The 21404-nt window shown below is 66.2% G+C and carries 22 protein-coding genes; 18 read left to right on the top strand and 4 right to left on the bottom strand.

The features are described 5' to 3' along the window. Positions 1-60 precede the first annotated feature (60 nt). Entirely contained in the window at positions 61-1113 is a 1053-nt protein-coding gene (locus tag AC3WMU_RS07560; RefSeq protein WP_492282114.1) for a hydroxyacid dehydrogenase, read from the bottom strand. 119 nt (positions 1114-1232) lie between these two features. After that, on the bottom strand, positions 1233-2132 hold the full coding sequence (locus AC3WMU_RS07555) for a LysR family transcriptional regulator (protein WP_492282113.1): 900 nt from the start codon (positions 2130-2132) through the stop codon (positions 1233-1235). A gap of 177 nt (positions 2133-2309) precedes the next feature. Here AC3WMU_RS07555 and AC3WMU_RS07550 point away from each other — a divergent pair, with 177 nt between their 5' ends. From AC3WMU_RS07550 to AC3WMU_RS07540, 3 genes are all read left to right on the top strand, one after another. Further along, on the top strand, positions 2310-3473 hold the full coding sequence (locus AC3WMU_RS07550) for an alpha-hydroxy acid oxidase (RefSeq protein WP_424625860.1): 1164 nt from the start codon (positions 2310-2312) through the stop codon (positions 3471-3473). 162 nt (positions 3474-3635) lie between these two features. Continuing rightward, positions 3636-4436, top strand: a complete 801-nt coding sequence (locus AC3WMU_RS07545; protein WP_492282112.1) for a hypothetical protein — start codon at positions 3636-3638, stop codon at positions 4434-4436. Positions 4437-4440: 4 nt separating this feature from the next. Next, the gene (locus AC3WMU_RS07540; RefSeq protein WP_280027700.1) at positions 4441-5100 is read left to right on the top strand and encodes a hypothetical protein; all 660 of its coding nucleotides are present in this window, start codon (positions 4441-4443) and stop codon (positions 5098-5100) included. A gap of 27 nt (positions 5101-5127) precedes the next feature. Here the strand turns inward: AC3WMU_RS07540 and AC3WMU_RS07535 are convergent, their stop codons facing one another. Beyond that, positions 5128-6054: a LysR family transcriptional regulator gene (locus AC3WMU_RS07535; RefSeq protein ID WP_492282111.1), complete on the bottom strand. Its 927-nt coding sequence runs from the start codon at positions 6052-6054 to the stop codon at positions 5128-5130. A gap of 92 nt (positions 6055-6146) precedes the next feature. On the opposite strand from AC3WMU_RS07535, the gene pcp reads away from it, so the two are divergent. Both pcp and AC3WMU_RS07525 read left to right on the top strand, forming a co-directional pair. Beyond that, positions 6147-6794 (top strand): pyroglutamyl-peptidase I, encoded by a 648-nt coding sequence (gene pcp, locus AC3WMU_RS07530; protein WP_315130488.1) that lies wholly within the window; start codon positions 6147-6149, stop codon positions 6792-6794. Positions 6795-6810: 16 nt separating this feature from the next. Next, positions 6811-7710, top strand: a complete 900-nt coding sequence (locus AC3WMU_RS07525) for an alpha/beta fold hydrolase (RefSeq protein WP_424625856.1) — start codon at positions 6811-6813, stop codon at positions 7708-7710. Positions 7711-7751: 41 nt separating this feature from the next. Here AC3WMU_RS07525 and AC3WMU_RS07520 read toward each other — a convergent pair whose 3' ends face one another. Continuing rightward, entirely contained in the window at positions 7752-8687 is a 936-nt protein-coding gene (locus AC3WMU_RS07520) for a LysR family transcriptional regulator (protein ID WP_492282110.1), read from the bottom strand. A 139-nt stretch (positions 8688-8826) separates the two neighbouring features. Here AC3WMU_RS07520 and AC3WMU_RS07515 point away from each other — a divergent pair, with 139 nt between their 5' ends. The 13 genes from AC3WMU_RS07515 (at position 8827) to AC3WMU_RS07455 (ending at position 21399) form a co-directional block, all read left to right on the top strand. Beyond that, positions 8827-10053, top strand: coding sequence for an FAD-dependent monooxygenase (locus AC3WMU_RS07515; protein WP_454676879.1), 1227 nt, complete (start codon positions 8827-8829; stop codon positions 10051-10053). 125 nt (positions 10054-10178) lie between these two features. After that, positions 10179-11108: a TauD/TfdA dioxygenase family protein gene (locus AC3WMU_RS07510; RefSeq protein WP_492282109.1), complete on the top strand. Its 930-nt coding sequence runs from the start codon at positions 10179-10181 to the stop codon at positions 11106-11108. Continuing rightward, complete coding sequence (locus AC3WMU_RS07505) at positions 11105-12139, top strand: Bug family tripartite tricarboxylate transporter substrate binding protein (protein WP_280027615.1); 1035 nt, start codon at positions 11105-11107, stop codon at positions 12137-12139. Before AC3WMU_RS07510 ends, AC3WMU_RS07505 begins: the two co-directional genes overlap by 4 nt. 151 nt (positions 12140-12290) lie before the next feature. Continuing rightward, positions 12291-13127: a transporter substrate-binding domain-containing protein gene (locus AC3WMU_RS07500; RefSeq protein ID WP_454676881.1), complete on the top strand. Its 837-nt coding sequence runs from the start codon at positions 12291-12293 to the stop codon at positions 13125-13127. 30 nt (positions 13128-13157) lie between these two features. After that, positions 13158-14045 carry a transporter substrate-binding domain-containing protein gene (locus tag AC3WMU_RS07495; RefSeq protein ID WP_006223078.1) on the top strand — a complete coding sequence of 296 codons (888 nt, stop codon included), beginning with the start codon at positions 13158-13160 and terminating at the stop codon, positions 14043-14045. Continuing rightward, positions 14042-15466: an FAD-binding oxidoreductase gene (locus AC3WMU_RS07490; protein WP_492282108.1), complete on the top strand. Its 1425-nt coding sequence runs from the start codon at positions 14042-14044 to the stop codon at positions 15464-15466. The genes AC3WMU_RS07495 and AC3WMU_RS07490 overlap by 4 nt, the downstream gene beginning before the upstream one ends. Continuing rightward, positions 15463-16710 carry an aminotransferase class I/II-fold pyridoxal phosphate-dependent enzyme gene (locus tag AC3WMU_RS07485; protein ID WP_492282107.1) on the top strand — a complete coding sequence of 416 codons (1248 nt, stop codon included), beginning with the start codon at positions 15463-15465 and terminating at the stop codon, positions 16708-16710. Before AC3WMU_RS07490 ends, AC3WMU_RS07485 begins: the two co-directional genes overlap by 4 nt. Beyond that, on the top strand, positions 16707-17444 hold the full coding sequence (locus AC3WMU_RS07480; protein WP_088588113.1) for an amino acid ABC transporter permease: 738 nt from the start codon (positions 16707-16709) through the stop codon (positions 17442-17444). The genes AC3WMU_RS07485 and AC3WMU_RS07480 overlap by 4 nt, the downstream gene beginning before the upstream one ends. Continuing rightward, on the top strand, positions 17434-18252 hold the full coding sequence (locus tag AC3WMU_RS07475; protein ID WP_424626250.1) for an amino acid ABC transporter permease: 819 nt from the start codon (positions 17434-17436) through the stop codon (positions 18250-18252). Before AC3WMU_RS07480 ends, AC3WMU_RS07475 begins: the two co-directional genes overlap by 11 nt. Next, complete coding sequence (locus AC3WMU_RS07470; protein ID WP_492282106.1) at positions 18239-19069, top strand: amino acid ABC transporter ATP-binding protein; 831 nt, start codon at positions 18239-18241, stop codon at positions 19067-19069. The genes AC3WMU_RS07475 and AC3WMU_RS07470 overlap by 14 nt, the downstream gene beginning before the upstream one ends. A 19-nt stretch (positions 19070-19088) precedes the next feature. After that, positions 19089-19715, top strand: a complete 627-nt coding sequence (locus AC3WMU_RS07465) for a cysteine dioxygenase family protein (protein ID WP_492282105.1) — start codon at positions 19089-19091, stop codon at positions 19713-19715. Further along, a complete protein-coding gene (gene metC / locus AC3WMU_RS07460) occupies positions 19712-20926 on the top strand; it encodes a cystathionine beta-lyase (protein WP_492282104.1) in 1215 nt (404 codons plus the stop codon). The genes AC3WMU_RS07465 and metC overlap by 4 nt, the downstream gene beginning before the upstream one ends. A 122-nt stretch (positions 20927-21048) precedes the next feature. Further along, the gene (locus tag AC3WMU_RS07455; protein WP_035212627.1) at positions 21049-21399 is read left to right on the top strand and encodes a VOC family protein; all 351 of its coding nucleotides are present in this window, start codon (positions 21049-21051) and stop codon (positions 21397-21399) included. The last annotated feature ends 5 nt before the right edge of the window (positions 21400-21404 follow it).

The following is a 21404-nucleotide window of genomic DNA, read 5'->3' as shown; positions in this document are numbered from 1 at the left end:
CTTGGTGCCGCGCTGTTTTTTAAGGGGGGGCAACGCCGTGGTGGCGTTGCGGGCACTGCGTTACTTCAATTTGGCGATGCGTGCCGCGGCGACGGGCCAGACTTCGGGGTTGAGCAATTGCGGGGGGCGCTCGCCGCGCAGCATCGCGATCAGTTGGGTCGCGGACGATTGCGCGACGTTGCGCCGGGCCTCGTGGGTGACGCCTGCGGTGTGGAAGGTGGCCACCACGTTGGGCAGCCCCAGCAACGGCGCATCGCGCGGAGGGGGTTCTTGCTTCCAGACGTCCAGGCCGGCGCCGCGCAGGTGCCCGCCCTGCAAGGCGTCATACAGGGCGGCTTCGTCATGGATGCCGCCGCGTGCGGTCGAGATGAATACGGCGCCCGGTTTCATGGCGGCGAAGGCGCGCGCATCGATCAGGCCGCGCGTGGACGCGTCCAACGGGCAATGCAGCGACACCACGTCCGATTGCGCCAACAACTCGGCCAGCCCAACCGGTTCGGCGCCGCGGCTGCGGATGGTGTCGGCGTCCAGCAGCGGGTCATGCGCAATGATCCGCATGCCGAAGCCTTGCGCGATGCGGGCGACCCGAGTACCGATTTGTCCGATGCCCACCAGGCCGATCACCGTGCCATGGATCTCGTGGCCCATCAGGTCTTCACGGGAAAAACCGGTGTCGTGGCGCAAGCGTTGATGCGATTCGACGACGCGGCGCTGCACCGCCAGCAGCAGCGCATACGTGTGTTCGGCGACCGACGCGGCGTTGCCGCCCGCCTGGTTCACCACGGCGATGCCGGCGGCCGTGCAAGCCGGCACGTCGACCGTGTCGTAGCCCGCGCCACCCGAAGACACGCAAACCAGATCCGGGCATTGCGAAATCAGTTCCGCGTTCACGAACCATTGGCGGGGCAGTTCATCGCGGGCGGCGGATACGTGATAGGCGTGGGCGGTCTTCAGGCCGGCCAACGTGCGCGCATCGTCGCCACGCGCCGGCAACACCGACAAGCCGATGCCGGGCTCGGCGTCCATAAGCTGGTCGAACACCGGGTTCAGCCACAGGTCGAGCCGGCACAGGCGTTTGGGGAATTCTTGCTGAGAGGAACCGAAATCCGGCATTGCGCGTGGTCTCCGTATAGGCATGGTGTGTTTTGAGGCGACTCTACCCGTGCCAAAACCGGAGATAAAGCGAATAATTTTCGGAGTTAAGGGCGACTTTTAGTAAACAGTTGGCCCGCTCACACCATTCCAGCCGGTGCCTCGAAATCCAGCGTGTCCTGCGCCAGCACGCGCAGGCTTTCCAGCATGGGCCGCGTGTCGTCGCGCCGCCACTGGAAGGTGTAGGGCAGGGGGCGCAGGGGCGCGAGCCCCGGCAGGCGGTGCAGATCGCCGCGCTGGATCAGGATGCGCGCCCAGGCGGTGGGCAGGAAACCCAGCCCCAGGCCCTGGCGCAGCATGCCGGCAATGGCGCCCCAGCTATTGCAGCATTGGGTGCGGCCGGGTGATACGCCTTGTTCGGTCAGCCAGTCGTCTAGCATGCGGATCACGCCGGAGCTTTGCGGCTGCGTGATCAAGGTCAGCCCCGGCAGGTCGGCCGGGGTCAGCGCCGCCGGGTCGGGCACCGCGCGGGAGGACGCCACCCATTCGAAGTCCGCGCTGCCGATCAGGTGCGATGCGATGGACGCGCGCGACGACGGGCCGGCGATCACGGCAAAATCCAGATCGCCTTCTTCCAGCCCGCGCTCCATCAGCTCGCCCACGCCCACGTACGGTTCCACCAGCAGATTGGGATGCGCGCGCTGGATTTCTTCGATCAGCCGGGGCATCCAGGTGATAGACGTGAGTTCTCCCGCGCCAAACCGGCACCGCCCGGAATACGTCAGATTGTTGCTGGCTTGCTGCATGAACTGGTCGGCGTTGCGCAGCAGGTCCTTGGCGTGGGGCACCAGTTGTTCGCCCAGGGCGGTCAGCGTGGCGCTGCGCGCGCTGCGGTTGAACAGGTCCGCGCCGATGGATGCCTCCAGTTCCCCGATGCGCTTGGACAGCGACGACACCGAGATATTCAGCCGGTTGGCGGCAATGGCGAAGTTCTTGCAGGTGGCGGCCCAGTAGAAGGCTTCAAGTTGCTTAAGCGTCATGGCGGGGGTGGGCGGTAACGGAAGATCGAGTTGAGGGCGAATAAAAGTGTAATAACCAATATCGATAAAGTCACTTTATTCAAAATGGCGCCGCGCCTATAGTCATCCGCCATTCCCATGACAACAGCGCGGCGGCGCCTGCACAGGCTGGTCGACCGCCGCGAGGAGCCCCAACCCATGCCCGATCCTCTGCGCCATTTGCTCAGCCTGCATGATTTCGAGGCGGCCGCGAAGCGGCGATTGCCCAAGCCGATCTACGCCTATGTGTCCGGGGCGGTGGAAGACGGGCAGTCCGAGCGCGGCAACCGGCAGGCGTTCGCCCAGTTTGGTTTCCGGCCCAAAGTGCTGGTGGATGTGTCCCAACGCAGCACGCGGGCGACAGTGTTGGGCCGCGAATACGCGGCGCCCGTCGGTGTGGCGCCGATGGGCATTTCGGCCCTGTCCAGCTACCGCGGCGACATCGTGCTGGCCCGCGCGGCGGCGGACGCGGACGTGCCGTGCATCATGAGCGGATCGTCGCTGATCCGGTTGGAGGAAGTCATGCAGGCCGCCCCGGGCACGTGGTTCCAGGCTTACCTGCCGGGCGACGACGCGCAGATCGCGGCCTTGATCGACCGGGTGGCGGCGGCCGGGGTGACGACGCTGGTGCTGACGGTGGATACGCCGGTGGCCGCCAATCGCGAGAACAATGTACGCGCGGGCTTTTCGACGCCGCTGCGGCCCAGCGCGAGCCTGGCCTGGCAGGGGCTTACGCATCCGCGCTGGTTGTTCGGCACCTTCCTGCGCACGCTGTGGCGCCATGGCATGCCGCACTTCGAGAACAACTACGCGACGCGGGGCGCGCCGATCCTGTCCGCCAATGTGCTGCGCGATTTTTCCGACCGGGGCCATCTGAACTGGCAGCATGTGTCGGCCATCCGCCGCCGCTGGAAGGGGCAGATGGTGATCAAGGGCATTCTGCATCCCGACGATGCGCGCACGGCCCGCGCGCAGGGCATGGACGGCGTGATCGTATCGAATCATGGTGGCCGGCAGCTGGACGGCAGCCTGTCGCCCTTGCAGGCCTTGCCGGCGGTGGTGGACGCCGCCGGCGGCATGGACGTGATGCTCGACAGCGGGGTGCGGCGCGGGTCGGACGTGCTGAAGGCCATGGCGCTGGGCGCGCGTTGCGTCTTCGTGGGCCGGCCTTTCAATTATGCGGCGGCGGTGGCGGGGCAGCGCGGCGTGGCCCACGCCATCGGCCTGATCGTGGAAGAGGTCCGGCGCAACATGGGGCTACTGGGCGTGGTGGACGTAAAGGCGGTCAACGCGGACTGCATCGTGCGTCTGGCAGGCGCATAGCCCAGGCAGCGGGGGGGGAGCCGGCTTGGCCTAGAATGCGGGCACCTCTTTCATGCGGCGCTGTCCGCCAAGGATGCCTTGCTTCATCCGAGTAGAACCGTTCTGACGCTTAACCGGCGCGCCCAAGCGTGCGCCGTCGCCGTACTGGGATTGGCCTTGTGGATGCCGGCTGCCGCGCATGCGCAGGCGGCGGCGCCCGCTGCCGCACCCACTTACCTGAAGGCCACCGAGCCGCTGGGCGGTGCCTTCGAACTGGAAGGCTATCCGGCGTCCACGCTGCGGCAGATCAAGTATCGCGGCAAGGCCTACCGGCCGTTGAACGCCTACGAGTTCATTTACGTGAAAGCGTTGGGCCCGACGCAAGAGGGCCAGCCGATGCTGATGGCGGTGTCCAACGATTTCATGGGCGTGGGCACGATACTGATCGCCGTGCAGAACGACACGCCGCTTGCGCGCGTGCTGAGCCCGACCGTCGATATGCGCGACCCGGACATGGGCCTGGCGCAACCCGGGCGGCAGGACCTGCTGCTGTTCACCGCGGGGTCGCGCGCGCTGGTGACGTCCACGGGACAGGTGCTGTGGTTTGAGCACGCCTTGCCGAAGGAATATCAGCGTTCCATTCCGCTTCTGGTGTCGGTGTCGCCAGACAATCGCCACGGCGCGTTGCTGCTGGATAACGAGATCCGATTGAGCAAAGCGGACGAAGGCCCATATGCCAGCGTGCCGTTTACCAGGGCGATGCAGATCGCCGCCTTCAGGCCCGCGTCGGACGGCAGTTCGGAACTTGCGCGCAAGGCGCTGGCCGAAGGCAAGCGCATTGACCAGCGCCGGCTCTACGCCAACATGAAGGCCGAATGGATCAACAGGAATTTTCGATGGCAGGAAGGCAAGGACGGCTGGCAATTCGTGGGGCAGGGCTTGAAGGCGGTTCCCCTGCCGGAGCAATCCCGGCAGGAGCGATGACGTGATGAGAACGCCTGTGTTCCAGGTTCTGCGCGGCGTGGCCCTTGCGGGTGCCGCGGCGCTTGTCGGGTGTGCGAGCTCGCCCGACGTGTACGAAAAGCACGTCCGGTCCGAAGACGCCAACCCGGCGGATGTGGCGCTGACGCTTGATGTGACGTTTGCGCGGGCGCCCGACTACGCGCCCAAGACGAATGAGTTCGGGTCGAAGGTCAAGCGGGTGGAGTATGCCGGCTATCCCAGCCTGGACGTGCCTTTCTACCAGAAGGGCCTGGGCTTCGATCTGGGCGTGCTGGGCGACCCGCGGGCACTGTTGGCCTTGCCGTACCCGTCGCCCACGACCCGGACGACGTCCGCGCAGCTGAAGATCTTTGGCGAACGCCTGGACGCCAACCGCTACCGCTTCGTTGTGCTGCCAAGGCCGGGGTGGAACAGCATGCACAGCTTTCAGGTCGCGTTCGCCATCAATGGCCGGCGTGAGGGCATGACGTTCGCCTACAGCGCGAAGACGGTGTGCGAAAGCCGCTTCGACGTGACGACGCCGACGTATGGCTTCGGAATGTCGGTGGCCGCCAGCTTCCCGGGCGGTAAACCCGGATGCCTGAAGGCCTGCGATGCGCGGCCCGGCTACCCGGGCCAGTGCGCGTTCTTCTCGGGCGTCGAATAAGGCCACAGGGCCGCTCGCCAGCCGCGGTCAATCCGTCAGGTCTTTGACCGCGCGCTGGATCAGCCCCTGCAGCCAGGCCAGGGCGGCATCCGCCGGCGCCCGGCGGCTGCTGACCATGTCGATGCCGAACAGGCCCGGGTCCACTTCAGGCGGCAAGGGCCGCAGGCTGAGGGCTTGGCCAGCCAATCGCAACGCCGCCCGGCGCGCCAGCGTGGCGATCAAGTCCGTGCCGACCACCGTGTGCGGCAAGGCGACGATATGCGCGAATGTGCAGGCGACGCGGCGCTTGCGGCCCAGCCGCGCCAGGCTGGCGTCGATCACGCCGCGGGCCGAGCCGTCATCGCTGGGTACGAACAGCGCGTGGGGCAGCGCCACGTAGCGGTCCAGGGTTAGCTTGCGGCCGCGCAGGCCAGCGTGCTGTTTGTCGGCGATGCAGACGAACGATTCTTCATACAGGGGCGTGACGCGCATGCGCTTGGGCGCGGTGAGGTGGCCGCCGATGGCGATGTCTACGCTGCCGTTGTCCAGCTGTTCATAGATGGTGGCGCGGTCCAGCCGGGCCACGCGGAGATCGGCCGCGGGCGCTTCGCGCCGCAGCCGGGCAACGATGTGCGGCACCAACACGACGTCGGCGTAGTCGCTGGCAGCCAGGGTAAAGCGCCGGCCGTCGGCAGCGGCCGGGTCGAAGCCCGCGCCTTGCTCCAGGGCGCGGCGGATCTGGTCCAACGCGCTGCTGATGGCGGGCATCAGCGCCATAGCGTGGTCGGTGGGCTGCATGCCGTCGGCGGTGCGCACGAAAAGCTCGTCATTGAAGACACGGCGCAGGCGGTTGAGCGCGCTGCTGACCGAAGGCTGGGCGCGGTGGATGCGCTGCCCGGCCAGGGTCACGTTACGCGTTTCGTACAGAGCTTCGAAGGCGACCAGCAGGTTCAGGTCGACGGCAGATAGATTCATGCCATCAATAGTACGAATAACAATTATCGATTTCAACAATTGCACGGCGCGCTTCTACCATTTCCGGCATGGATACAGAAAAGGAACCTGCCATGCCCACCGTGCTCATCACCGGAATCGAACCCTTCGATGGAGAATCGCTGAACCCGTCTTGGGAGGCGGCGCGCCGCCTGGATGGCCAGGAGGTGGCCGGCGCCCGCCTGGTGGCGCGCCAACTGCCCTGCGTGATCGGCAAGGTGGTGGGCGTGCTGCGGCAGGCGATCGAAGACGTGCAGCCGGACCTGGTGATCTGCCTGGGCCAGGCGGGCGGGCGTAGCGATGTGACCGTCGAACGGGTAGCGATCAACGTGGTGGACGCGCGCATTCCGGACAACGACGGCCGCCAACCCATCGACGAACCGGTGGTGGAGGGCGGCCCGGCGGCGTACTTCTCGTCGCTGCCCATCAAGGCCATCGTGCGCGACCTGCGCGCGGGCGGCGTGCCGGCGTCGGTGTCGCTGACGGCGGGCACCTACAACTGCAACACCATCTTCTACGGACTGGCCCATTTCATTGCCACGGAGCGGCCCGCGCTGCGCGGCGGCTTCGTGCACGTGCCGTATCTGCCGGAAATGGCGACCCGCCATCCGGGTGCGCCCAGCCTGGCGCTGGACGTGCTGGTGCAGGGCGTGAAGATCATGGTGGCGACCTCGCTCGCCGTAACCCAGGACATCAAGGTCGGCGGCGGCGCGCTGCACTGATACGGAGCCATCGACAATGACCACATTCGCAAGCCCGGACGCCTTTGCGTTGGACGGCGTGACGTTCCAGCATCGGCGGGTATCGGTGGACGGCCTGGGTTATCACGTGGTGGAAGGCGGCGCAGGCCCGGCGCTGATCCTGCTGGCGGGCTTTCCGCAGAGCTGGTACGCATGGCGCCGGGTCATGCCGCTTTTGGCCCCGCATTTCCGCGTGTTCGCGGTGGACCTGCCCGGGCAAGGGGATTCGGACAAGCCGCTGGATGGCTACGATACGCGCACCGCCGGCGAGCGGCTGCGCGCCTTGTTCCACACCATGGGCCTGACGCGCTATGCGCTGGCGGGCCACGACATCGGCGCGTGGATCGCATACCCGTATGCAGCGCGTTACGCCGCCGAGGTCGAGCGCGTGGTGCTGCTGGATGCGAATATCCCCGGGGTGACGTTGAAACCTGCCATCGAGCTTGGGCCCGACAATTGGAAGAGCTGGCATTTCCTGTTCAACAGCGTGCCGGACCTGCCCGAAGCCTTGCTGGCCGGCCGCGAGCGCATCCTGATCGAATGGTTCTTTTCGCGCAAGACCGCCAATAAGCCCGGGGTTTTCAGCCGTGCAGACATCGACGAGTACGAACGCGTCTATCAAACCTTGGGCGGCCTGCGGGGCATGTTGGGGTACTACCGGGCGGCGGTGGAAGACGCGGCGCAGAACCGGGCGCTGCGCGATACGCCGCTGACGGTGCCGGTGCTGGCGCTGGGTGGCGACCGGGGCAGCGCGCCTGATCTGCACCAGGCCTTGAAGCCCTTGGCGCAAGACCTCCAAGGCGGCGTGCTGGAGGATTGCGGCCACTATCTGCCCGAAGAGCAGCCACGCGAACTGGCGCGCCGCATGCTGGCGTTCCTGACGCAGAGCCGCGCCTGATGTCGATATTCATAGAAGGCGGAAACTCGACACCCTTTACATCAAGACTTCGTGGGATTTGGCTTATTCACGCTCGCCGATCCAGCCAACCGGACCTGTATCAAATCCAGCAGCGCCCGAACACGCGCAGTCACGGAATGACGATGGCTGTATGCCCCCAGCAGTTGCAGGGGTGCGGGACGCAGGTCCAGTGATACCTCCTGCAATCGGCCCGTGGCAAGGTCGTCCTGGCAGGGATAGGCCGCGACAATCGCGAAGCCGATGCCCTGGCGTGCGCCTGCCACCGCCAATTCTCCGCTGTTGACGCGGTATCGGCTGCGTACCGGCACTTTGACGATATCGCCGGAGGCATCCTGAAACTGCCAGGGCTGGCCCTTCAGCGCACTGAGGGTCGTGATACAGGGCAGGGACTTCAGTTCGCGCACGTGACGTGGCATGCCGGTCTTGGCCAGCAAGGAGGGGGCTGCAACCACGATGCTGGGCAGCGTGGCGAGTTCGCGGGTGATGAAGGCGCTGTCCTCCTGACGGCCCCGGTGGAAGACGATGGAAAGGTCAACGTCCTCTCGAAGCACTTCCAGGCCGGTCATCCGGGTATCGCATTCCAGCTCGATGCCTGGATGGAGGCTACAGAATTCGGCGAGGATGGGCGCCAGCAGCCTTGGCGCTTCGCCGGGCATGCACATTTTCAGAGGACCACGCAGGTCGCGCTGTACCGCACCAAGCTCTTCCTGTGTGGAGAGCAGGGTGTCAAGCAAGGGCTTGGCGCGTTCATAGAGCAGTCGACCGGCTTCCGTCATACGCAGATGGCGGGTGCTTCGTTCCAGCAGGCGTGTGCCGAGTTGACGTTCCAGTGCGGCAACGTAGCGGCTGACGTTGGACGAGGGGATAGCCAAAAGACGCGATGCGCCAGCAAAGCTTTGCTCATCAACGACTGCTATGTAGACACGGACGGTATTCAGATCGAGCGCATCGCGCATTGATTATCCCGATTCAGGTATGAAAGCGTCCCATTTTTGCACGCTAGTTCTCTGTCATGGCGGAATTTAAGATGCCATTTTGTTCGATGCGAAGTGGTGAGCCGTGCATCGAGCATCGGTTGGACAGGAGGGATTCACCTTGGAAATTGGAATACTTGGCGGCGGTATCGCAGGCCTGAGCGTGGCATTGGCTTTGCGCAAGCAGGGTTACAACCCTCGGGTCTATGAGCGCCGAGCGGAGCCGGCAACCATGGGGGCCGGCGTGACGCTTTGGCCCAATGCCAGCTTTGTGCTGGAAGAACTGGGGCTGCTGCAAGACATCGACGCCATTGGCGGTCGACCGCTGGTCATGCACCGCCAGGACGCTGCGGGCAATGCATTGGGAGGCCTCGATATTGCCTTGCTGGACCGGACGATGGGATACCCGACCTACACGGTGCTACGCCGGCACTTGCAGGAGGTATTACTCGATCATGCAGCCCGGGCCAGGGTACCGGTGGCGTTCGGACACCGGGCGGTGGGTATTGAGCTGGATGCCCATGGCAGGGCTGTGGCCCATTTCGAGAACGGTGCGAGCATCCGCCCGGACCTGCTCATTGGCGCTGACGGTCGCATGGATTCCGTGGCTCGCAAGTTTGTCGCAGGTGACAACACGCCTGTCTATCAGGGCTTCGTGAACTGGATTGGCGTGGCGCAGGGGCAGCATGCGCTGGTGGACGATATTTCGATTCAGGATTTCTGGGGGGCGGGCGAGCGCTTTGGTTGCGTCGCGGTTCGACCCCAACTGGTGTACTGGGCTGCAGCCCAGGCTCGGCCCCTATCTGAAGCCATGCCGACCGCAGATATACGCAAGGAGGTCGAAGATCTGTTCACGGGATGGCCCGAACCGGTCGCGCATATCATCCGTGCCACGCCCGCAAATGCCATCCGGCTGATAGCGGTGCACGACCTGGAGCCGCTGCATACATGGAGTCGGGCGAATGTTCTGCTGGTTGGGGACGCCGCACACGCGCCGTTGCCGACGTCGGGGCAGGGGGCCTGCCAGGCGTTGGAGGATGCGTGGCATGTGGTCCGGTGCCTGGATGGCGCGAGCGGCCGCCTGGATGAGGCCTTTCGGGCGTTCGCGAAGGTACGCAGCCCCAAAACTGCAAAGCTGGCGGAGCAAGGTCGAGTCTTCGCACGCGGGCTGTTCGCGATCGATCCTGAAACTTGTCGCATGCGCAACGAGCGGGCCAAGGCGTCCGATCCTGTGCGTGACGTGGCGGTCTTGGCCGCCGGATGGGGAGAGGGCCTGCCAATGCCAGGCTGCACCACCAGCACGCCCGCGCAAGGGGAGGGATTCGGCAGCCTGTACCGTATCGAGTAACGTGCGATGGCAATGAGCTTCGACGCTTGGCACGCGCCGCGCGCTATTTTTACATTGCGTATCGGTATTTGTTGAGCGCATGGGCCGCACCTATCCTGTTTTTACCAAACAGACAGGGGCAGCACATGAGCACGCTAGCAAGCACGCGGCTGGATATCCGGCCGCTTTCCGTCTTCACTGGCGCAGAGATCCACGGCGTGGACCTGACCCGGCCATTGAGCGACGACGAGGTCGACCAGATCAAGGCCGCGCTGCTGCGCTGGAAGGTGGTCTTCTTTCGCGACCAGCACATCGACCACGCGCAGCATCTGGCGTTTGCGCAGTATTTCGGGCGGCCGACTTCGGCGCATCCGTACGACGCCAATCCGCCTGAAGGCTATCCGCAGATCCGCACCATCTCGTCCACATCGAAGACCGGCCGCCGCGGCGAGCGCTGGCACACGGACGTGACCGGGGTGGTCAATCCGCCGGCGGGATCCATTCTGCGCGCCGGCCATCAGGTTCCCGCTTACGGCGGCGACACGGTCTTCACCAACCTGGTGGCGGCCTATGAACACCTGTCGCCCGCCTTGCGCGCGCTGGCAGACACGCTGTGGGCACGCCATCAGTTCGGCGGCTACAACGGCGATTTCGATAACCAGACCGTCTACGCGCAACGCGTGCAAGCCAGTCCGCTGGTGTCCGAGCACCCCGTGGTGCGGGTGCTGCCTGAAACGGGCGAGCGCGCGCTGTTCGTGAACCCGGGCTTCACGCGCCGCATCAAGGACGTGAATGAAGAGGAAAGCCGCCACCTGCTGAACCTGTTCTTCGAGGAAATCACCCGCCCCGAGTACACCGCGCGCTTTCGCTGGGAGCCTGGCAGCATCGCCTTCTGGGACAACCGCGCCACGGCGCACCAGGGGCCGGGCGATTTCGCCTATCTGGACGTGGAGCGGGTGCTGTACCGCATCACGCTTGAGGGCGACGTGCCCGTAGGCGTGGATGGCCGGCATTCGAGTGCCGTGCTGGGCAAGCCGTTCAGCGCGTTCGGCGTGGACACGGGAGCGGTGGCATGAGCATCAAGCAAAAATGGGCCGGCAAGCGGGCCTGGCGTACCGGTGTGGGCTTGCTGGCGGGCGTGGTGCTGGGTGCAGGGCTGTTGAGCAATTTCGCCGGATCGGCGCCCGTGCCGGGTGAAGACGCCAACCGCTATCCGAACCGGCCGGTCAAGATCATCGTTCCGGTCTCGGCCGGCGGCAGCGCGGACAAGCTGGCGCGCACGGTGGCGCAGAAGCTGGGCGAGAAATGGCACCAAAGCGTGGTGGTCGAAAACCAACCTGGCGCCAGCAGCGCCATCGGCAACGCGGCGGTTGCGCACGCGAGGGGCGACGGCTACACCTTGTTGCTGAGCGGCGATGCCTTGTCGCTGAACGCCCTGCAGCCGGGCAAGCTGCCTTATGACCCGGGCAAGGATTTGCAGGGGGTGACCAAGGCGGTCGTGAATCCGCAATTGCTGGTGGTGCGGCCAGGGCTGGGCGTGAAGACCTTCCAGGAGTTCGTGGCGCTGGTCAAGCAGCGGCCGGGCGAGATTTCGCTGGCCTTGCCCGGCGGCACCGGCAGCTTGCAGCATTTGGCAGTGGAACTGCTGAACGAGCGTATCGGCGCCAAGACCAATCAGATTCCCTACCCGGGCGGCGGGCCTGCCACGCTGGACGTGCTGGGCGGGCACGTGGACGCCATGCTGATCACGCTGGCCGCGGCCACCGAGAACGTCCGCAACGGCAAGCTGGTGGCCCTGGCCGTCACCACGCCGTACCGGTCCAAGGCGCTGCCGGATGTGCCGACGATCCAGGAGGCCGGACTGCCGGACTACGTGGTGGAAAGCTGGCAAGGGTTCTCGGTGCCGGCCTCGACGCCGCGCGCCATCGTGGACCGCATCAACCACGATGTGGTGGCGGTGCTGCGTGACCCCGAGACTGCGGCGCTGCTGGAAAACCTGGGGTTCACCATTGCGGCCACGTCGCCCGAAGCCGTGGACCAGACGGTGCGCGACGACATCGCGACCTATCGGCGCGTGATCGCTTCGGCGGAAGTGAAGCTGAAGTAGCGCGGCTTCGTGTCATATCGTTATATGCGCGGACGCGTCTTCCCCAGGGGACACGACGCCCCGCATATTGATATCTGAAAGTCTTCTTTGTCTTGCCGGCCCGCGGCACGCAGCATGGACCTCCGTTCACTGCATACGACAAGACGACAACATGGCAATCCGCAAGATACCGGGCGCAGCCCGCACCGCAATCGCGCTGGCGCTGGCTTTGGCCGCCGGCTCCGCCCACGCCGACGCCACCCTGGACAAGATCAAGGAACGGGGCACCGTCACCATCGGCGTGCTGGCCAATGGCGGCGTGTTCGGTTCGCTGGACCCCGCCACGCAGCAGCTGGTGGGTTGGAACCCGGAACTGGCGCGCGAACTGGCCCGCGGCCTGGGAGTGAAGGCGGACCTGGTGCAGGTGCAGACCGCCACCCGCACGCAGTTCCTGATTTCCGGCAAGGTGGACTTGCTGATCGCGTCCATGGAACTGAATCCGGAACGCGCCGAGATACTGGGCTATGCCCCCACGCCGTTCTTCCGGGTCGGCGGCGCGGCGGCCACCCTGAAGACCAGCGGCATCACCAAGTGGGAAGACCTGCGAGGCAAGCCCGTCTGCGTGTCGCAAGGCAGCAGCTTCGCCAAGCCCTTGTCGGCCGACTACGGCGCCGTGGTCAAGGGCTACAAGAGTTCATCCGATTCGCTGCTGGCATTGCGCGGCGGCCAGTGCGTGGCGGCCGTGCACGATTCCACGCTGATCCACCCCCTGCTGCGCAGCAATCCGGAATGGGCCGACTACCACGCGCCCATCGCCACCGAGGTGCTGCCGGCCAATTCCGTCGTGTGGACGCGCAAGGGCGAGGCCGACACCATCGCCGCCGTCGACAAGGTGGTGCAGGACTGGCACCGCACGGGCTGGCTGATCGCCACGGAAAAGCGCTTGGGGCTGGAGCCGGCGCAACCGCTGCTGCAGGAACTGAATGCGAAATACAAGCAAGGCAGCTGAGCGCGGCCACGACACGAACGGAAAGCAGAAATGAAGCACATCAGCATGAAGACAACAGGATGGAAGACGGCCGCCGCCGTTGCCTTGGCCGCCCTGACCGGATTGGCCAGCAGTGCCGCGCAGGCGGACGCCACGCTGGACAAGGTCAAGCAACGCGGCAAGATCGTGATCGGCGTGGACGGGGCCAGTCCGCCGTTCGGCGTCCTGGATCCGGCGACCGGAAAGGTCGGCGGGTTTCAGACCGAACTGGGCGCGGACATCGCAAAGCGCCTGGGCGTGACGCTGGAGACCGTGCCGGTTACAGCGTCCACACGCGTGCAGTTCCTGCAGGCCGGCAAGGTCGACCTGTTGATCGCCAACATCCAGTGGACGCAGGAGCGCAGCGAAATCCTGAGCTACGCGCCCACGCCCTATAACCTGGTGGGCGGCGCAGCGATGGTGTCCAAGCAAAGCGGCATCAAGCGCTGGGAAGACCTGAAGGGCAAGGTGGCCTGCGTGTCCCAAGGCAGCAACTTCGCCAAGCCCTTGCAGGATACCTATGGCGCGGTGGTCAAGGGATTGCGCAACATCCCCGAGTCGCTGCTGGCGCTCAAGGGCGGCAGCTGCGACGCGTCGGTGCACATCCAGCCGGCGCTGTATGAGACCTTGCACGGCCCGAACGGTAAGGAGTGGAACGACTTTGAACTGGCCACTTCCGACCAGTTGATCCCGTCGCCGACGGTCATCTGGACCCGCCGCAACGAGGCCGATACGCGCGCCTTTGTCGACGGCGTGATCCAGGACTGGCTGAAGACGGGCCTGCTGGTCAAGGAGGCCGACCGCTATGGCGTGCCGGCGGACTATCTGAAGCAGGCGACCGCGCAGGCGCAAACCGGCAAATTCGACAGCGCGCCGCCCGAGGCGCAGGCCAAGCCATGACGGCCGGCGTCGCCGATTCCCTGCTGGCCGCCTTGCGTGCCAGGCTGGGGCAGGAATGGGTGTGGACAGGCGCTGACGCCGCGCCGTATCTGACGGACCAGCGCGGCCGCCTGCACGGGCAGGCGCTGGCCGTGGCGCGCCCGGCGGATGCCGAGGAAGTGGCGGCGGTGTTGCGCTTGTGCCGCGCGGCGGGCGTGCCGGTCGTGCCGCAGGGCGGCAATACCGGCTTGATGGGCGGCGCCACGCCCGACGCGGGCGGGCAGGCCGTGCTGCTGTCGCTGGGCCGTCTGAACCGTGTGCTGGCGCTGGATACCGACAACGACACCATCACGGTCCAGGCTGGCTGTGTGCTGGCCGCCGTGCAAGCGGCCGCGCGCCAGGCCAACCGCCTGTTCCCGCTGAGCCTGGGGTCGGAAGGCAGTTGCACCATTGGCGGCAACCTGTCCACCAACGCGGGCGGTACGCAGGTGCTGCGCTACGGCAATACCCGGGAACTGACGTTGGGGCTGGAGGTCGTGACCGCCGAAGGCGAAATCTGGAACGGACTGCGCGGCCTGCGCAAGGACAACACCGGCTATTCGCTGCGGGACCTGTATATCGGCAGCGAGGGCACGCTGGGTGTCATCACCGCGGCCACGCTCAAGCTGTATCCATTGCCGGGCGGGCAGGGCAGTGCGTTTGTCGGCTTTCCGTCCATCGACGCGGCATTGGCCTTTCTTTCGTTGGCGCGTCAGCGCCTGGGCGCGGCGTTGACGGGTTTTGAAGTGATCAGTCAGCCCGTGCTGGACCTGGTGGCCAGCCATGTGCCCGAACAGCCCCAGCCGCTGCCGGGCTTGGGCCAGCCCTGGTACGCCTTGCTGGAGGCGGCGTCGGAAACGCCCGACGGGGCAGGCGCCGCCTTGTTGCGGCTGGGGCAGGAGGCGTTGGAGTCCGGCCTGCTGGCGGATGCGGTGATCGCGCACAACCTGCAGCAGTCGGCGGCCTTCTGGCGCCTGCGCGACGAGGCGATCGGGCTGGCGCAGGCGCGCGACGGCGGCAACGTCAAGCACGACATCTCGGTGCCGATCTCGCGCGTGCCCGCATTCCTGCGCGGCGCCGCCGACGCATTGCGCGCGTTGGACCCGGGGCTGCGGCCGATGGCGTTCGGCCATCTGGGCGACGGCAACCTGCACTACAACGTGTCGCACGACCCCTTGCGGCCCGTGCGCCATCTGTTCGAACTGGAAGACCGCATCCACGACCTCGTGCATGCGCAGGCGCACGCGCAGGGCGGGTCGATCAGCGCCGAACACGGCATCGGCCAGGTCAAGCGCGACACGCTGCCCCGTTACAAGAGCCCGCTGGAACTGGCCCTGATGCGCCGTATCAAGCAGGCGCTGGACCCATTGAACCTGATGAATCCCGGAAAGGTACTGTCATGACCGAAACCCTGTTTCCCGGCGTGTTGTCCCGCCGTGCCCGCAGCGCCGAGCTGTCGCCCATTGCCGCGGCCGGCGCCCGCGCCGCGCGCCTGGCGGCCGAGGGCCGCTCGATCATCGTGCTGACCTCGGGTGAGCCCGATTTCGATACCCCGGCCCCGATCAAGGATGCCGCCAGCGCCGCGCTGGAGCGCGGCCAGACCAAGTACACCCCCACCGCGGGCACGGCGGCATTGCGCCGCGCCGTCGCGGACGGCTACCGCGAGCGGCACGGACTGGAGGTCGATGCGTCCAACGTCATCATTTCCAATGGCGGCAAGCAGGTGATCTACCTGGCCTTGAACGCCACCCTGGACGACGGCGACGAGGTCATCGTTCCGGCCCCGTACTGGCCGACGTTCCCCGACGCGGTGCGCATCAACGGCGGCGTGCCGGTGATCGTCGCCACGCAAGCCGAAGATGGTTTCAAGCTGACGCCCGACGCATTGCGCGAGGCGATCACGCCACGCACCAAGTGGCTGATCCTGAACTCGCCCAGCAACCCGACCGGCGCGGTCTATACCGCCGACGAATTGCGGGCGCTGGAGCAGGTGCTGCGCGCCGCGCCGCATGTGCTGGTGCTGTGGGACGAGATGTACGAAGAGATCTGGTTCGGCGAGCCGCCCGCGCACCTGTTGCGCGCCGCGCCCGACCTGGCTGGCCGCACGCTGGTCGTCAACGGCGTGTCCAAGGCCTATGCCATGACCGGGTGGCGGATCGGCTGGGGCACGGGCCCAGCGGCCTTGATCCATGCGCTGGAAGCGGTGCAGTCGCAGGTGTCTTCCGGCCCCAGCTCGCTGGGCCAGGCGGCCGCATTGGCGGCCTTGCAAGGCGCGGCGGACGGCTTCGTCGATACCGCCCGCAAAGCCTATGAACGCCGTGCCCAACGGGTCGTGAACGGCCTGGCCGCCGTGCCCGGCGTGCAGGTGCACGCGCCGCAGGGATCGTTCTTCGCCTGGGTCGGCGTGGGCGGGCTGATCGGTGCATCGCGCCCCGACGGCCGGCGCATCGAAGACGATGGCGACGTGGTGGACTGGCTGCTGGAATCCGAGGGCGTGGCGGTGGTGCGCGGCGCGGCGTACGGCTTGTCGCCGTACCTGCGCCTGTCGTTCGCCGCGTCCGACGCCAATATCGACGCGGCGCTGGAACGCATCGGCCGGGCGGTGGCGGCTTTGGCCCTGCCGCAGACGCTGGAGGCCGCCGCATGATCGATTCGGTGTTGCATGCCTGGGTGGCGTTCTTCAAGCCCCTGGGCCTGAACTACAGCTTTGTGCAGGATCCGGGCGAACTGTCGGCGTTTGGGCACGGCCTGCTGGTGACGCTGCAGCTGTGCGCCTGGACCATTCCGGTCAGCCTGCTGTTCGGCGTGCTGATCGCGGCCGCGCTGACCAGCGGCCGGCCGTGGCTGGCGCGGCCCTTGCAGGCCTTCGTGGAAGTTACCCGCAACACGCCCACGCTGGTGCAGCTGTACTGCGCGTTCCTGGTGCTGAACATGCTGATCACGCAGAAGCTGGGCGGCGGCAATCCGATCACCCCGTTTGCGTGGGTGGTGATCGTGGTGGCCTTGCACAAGGGCGTGTTCCATGCGGAAGCCCTGCGCGCAGGGATCGAGGCCGTGCCGCAGGTGACGATGGAAGCCGCGCGGTCGCTGGCGTTCTCGCGGCGGCAGATCCTGACGCAGGTGCAGCTGCCGCTGGCGGTGCGCTTTGCCTTGCCGGCACTGGTCAACAATCTGGTGGACCTGGTGAAGATGACCGCCATCGCCTCGGCCATCGCGGTGGGCGACGTGACCTATGAGTCCATCATGATCTGGTCGCACCGCGACAACGTGCTGGAGCTGCTGCTGCTGATCCTGCTGTATTTCGGCTTGCTGACCTGGCTGGTCAGCGTGGCGGGGCGCTGGCTGGAAGACCGTTTGAGGATGCCCGGCTATGGCCAATGATCTTGCATTGCAGGCCGGCCGCGCGCAGGCCTCCGGACGCTTCCTGCCCGCCTTGCTGCGCGACCCGTGGTTCGGGCTGTTGCTGGCGCTGGTGGCGCTGGGCGTCGTGTGGGCGGCGACCGGCACCACGCCCGCCGCCGTGCAGGCGCTGTGGCATTGGTCGCCGGCGTTGCTGCGCGGGCTGGGGATGAACATCCAGATCAGCGTGCTGGCGATGGCGCTGGGCACCCTGGTCGGGCTGGTGGTGGGTGCGCTGTCCCTGTCGCCGTCGCGCCTGCTGCGGCGCCTGACGCGGGCCTACGTGCTGCTGTTTCGCAACGCGCCCATCCTGGTGCTGGTGTATTTCACGACCTATGTGTTCCCGTTCGAGGTGAACCTGGCGGGGTGGTATCTGCCGTTTCCGGACTGGATCAAGGTCGTGATCGGTTTGGGGTTGCCTGCCAGCGCCAACGTGGCCGAGATCTTCCGTGGCGCGATCCAGTCGATTCCCAGCGCGCAATGGGAGGCCGCGCAGTCGCTGGCGTTCAAGCGCACGCAGATCTTCCGGATGATCGTGTTGCCGCAGTGCGTGCGGCGGATGCTGCCGTCCTGGATGAACCTGATGGCCAGCATCACCATGAGCACGTCGCTCGCCTCGCTGGTGGGCGTGCACGACCTGGTCGACACGGCCACTGTCGCCAGCAACACCGTCGCCCGCAGCGACTTCACCATCCTGGTCTATTTCACGCTATTGGCGCTTTTCTTCGCCTATTGCTATCCCATCGCGCGTTGGACGCGGTATCTGGAACGACGCCATGAGCATTATTGATATTTCACCGCTGGTCAGCCTGCGCGACGTCCACCTGGCTTTTGGCGACACCGAGGTGCTCAAGGGCATCGACGTCGAGGTCAAGCAGGGGCAGGCCGTGTCCATCATCGGGCCGTCCGGATCGGGCAAATCGACGATCTTGCGCTGCATCACCGGACTGCTGCGTCCGCAGCGCGGCACGATCCATGTGGGCGATGTGCGAGTGGACGGGCTGAAGACGGAATCGGACTTCATCGCGCTGCGCAAGCGCGTGGGTTTCGTCTTCCAGCAATACAACCTGTTCCCGCACCTGAGCGTGCTGGAAAACCTGGTGATATCGCCCATCAAGGTGGGCGGGCAGCCGCGGGCCCAGGCGGAGGCGCGTGCACGCGAACTGCTGGCCAAGGTGCGCATGGACCACAAGGAACGCGCCTATCCGGGCGAGCTGTCGGGCGGCCAGCAGCAGCGGGTGGCCATTGCGCGCGCGTTGACGCTGCAACCCGAGCTGATCCTGTTCGACGAGGTGACGTCCGCGCTGGATCCGGAGATGGTGGGGGAGGTGCTGACCGTGATCCGCGACCTGGTGCAGGACGGTCTGACCTGCATGCTGGTGACGCATGAGATGCGTTTTGCCGAAGAGGTCAGCGACACCGTGTACTTCACCGAGGCGGGCCGCATCGTGGAATCCGGGCCCCCGTCGCGCATCTTCGGTTCGCCGCAAAGCGAACGCACGCGGGCCTTCCTGCAACGGTCGTCCGGTGCCGCCGTGGCCCGCCAATCGTCGCCTGACCCTATTGCAAGCTACCTGACATTCGATCCGCTGCGCCTGGCGGTGTGATCCCCACTGGAGTCTGACCATGAGCACTGAATCCGCAATTTCCAAAGAACGCCGCCAGCAGGTGCAAGCGGCGCTGTCCGATATCCAACACCTGCTGGGCGACGGCCCCGTCACCCGAGAGGGCCTGGCCGCGGTGACCGCGCGCCTGGAGCAACTGGCGCAACGCCAGGAACTGTTTCCCGTGTCCGACTTCCCGCCACCCGCAACCGGGCAGGGCGTGGGCGCGTCCACCCGCTACCGGCTGAACCCGGACGATGCGCCGGGCGTGCCGGCGCTGTATCTGAATTCGATCAATCCGGGCAAGACCACGTTGCCGCATAACCATACGACCTGGGCCGCCATCGTGGCGCTGTCCGGTCAGGAACTGAATCGCGTGTACCGCCGTAGCGACGACGGCTCGCAGGAAGGGCGCGCCACGCTGGAGCAGGTGCGCGAGGTGGTGGTGCAACCCGGGCAGTCCGTGTCGTTCCTGGCCGACGACATCCATAGCATTCACGTCACCGGCGACACGCCGACGCTGCATTTCCACCTTTACGGGCAGCCGCTGGAAACATTGTCGGGGCGCATCGGCATCGACCTGGCCACCGGTCAGATCCTGAACTACAACGCCACCCAGATGAAGCCCGGCCAAGAGGTGCGCGCATGAGCCTCGACCACGCACAAGTGCAGACCCGGCTGGTGCATGCCGGGTCGCCCGAACTGAAGGGCGGGTCGGGTCCGGTGAACGTGCCGGTGGTGCGCACCAGCACCGTGCGCTTTGCCGATACCGCCACCCATGCCGCCCTGAACAAGCAGCGCGCCGCGGGCGATCGCGTGGCGACATACGGGCGTCACGGCCTGGATACCCACCAGGCGCTGGAGGAAGCGGTGGCCTCGCTGGAAGGCGGCTACCGGACCGTGCTGGCGCCGTCCGGCCTGTCGGCGATTGCGCTGGTGCTGTTGGCGACGTTGGCGCCGGGCGACCATGCGCTGGTGGCCGATAGCGTCTATTCGCCCGTGCGCAAGGTCGACAAGTCGCTGCTGCAACGCTACGGCATCGAGGTCGAATATTTCTCACCCGCGCAGGATGCGCTGGAATCGCGCATCCGGGCCAACACGCGGCTGCTGTATCTGGAGTCCCCCAGTTCACTGCTGTTCGAAGTGCTGGACCTGCCCGCGCTGGCCGCCACGGCGCGGCGCCATGGCGTGCTGGTCGCGGCCGACAATACCTGGAGCGGCGGCCTGTACTACCAGCCGCTGGCGCTGGGCGCGAACATCTCGATCCAGGCGGCCACCAAATACCTGGCCGGCCATTCGGACGTGATGATGGGGGTGGTCACCGTCGACAGCGCGGAACTGGCGCAGAAGATCGGCGTGACGTACGACGCGCTGGGCCTGTCAGTGGGCGCGGACGACGCCTATCTGACCTTGCGGGGCCTGCGCACGCTGGACGTGCGGCTGGCGCGTCATCAAACGAATGCGCTGGCCGTGGCCGAATACCTGGCGCGGCACGCGGACGTGGCGCGCGTCTACTACCCGGCACTGGCGCAAGACCCGGGCCATGCGCTGTGGCGGCGCGACTTCAGCGGCGCAAGCGGCCTGGTGTCGTTCGCCTTCAGCAACCCGGATCCGACGGCCGCATCGCGCTTCATCGATGCGTTGCAGTACTTTTCCATCGGCGCGTCCTGGGGCGGCTATGAAAGCCTGGCGCTGGAGGCTTCGCCCGAGCGTCTGGCCGAACACAGCTTCTGGCAACAGGGCGCGGGCAAACCCTCCGTTGTGCGCCTGCACATCGGCCTGGAAAGCCCATTGGACCTGATCGGCGATCTGGATCGCGCCTTCGCCGCCACCCGCGACGCACTGCGCCGCAGCGCGTGAGGCATATGCAAATAAGCCTTGCGCTTTAGGGTTTCTGGCTATGTAGAAGCAATTACAACCTCTTTGTCCGGTTGTACCCCCGGGTACTAGAATTTGCCTTGTTCCATGGCTGGCAGCAGGGCATGACTCCATTTCTTTCGATTGAATCGGTACAGCTTCCGTTCTTGTCGCGCCGGACGGAAGCGGTCCGGGATTTCTATCACCGCGTGATCGGCCTGGAAGAGGTGGCGGGTGCCGACGACCAGCGCCTGCTTTTTTCGCTGGGCGGAGCGACCTTGTCGCTGTCGCCTGTGGCGGAAGTCAGCCGGGCCGTCAAACCCGATTACCTGGCCATCAATACCCCTGCCTACGACGAGATCCTGGCGCGCTTGCGCCAGGCGGGGCATCACCCTGTCTGTTCGCTGCCCGACGCGCAGCCGCGCGTCATGTACGTGAAAGATCCGTCAGGCAATCAACTGGCCTTTCTGGGCTGAAGGCG

The organism is Achromobacter sp. FW305-C-13 (assembly GCF_058783475.1).
Note: the sequence above shows the minus strand (reverse complement) of the source record. Positions and strands in the feature narration are given on the sequence as shown.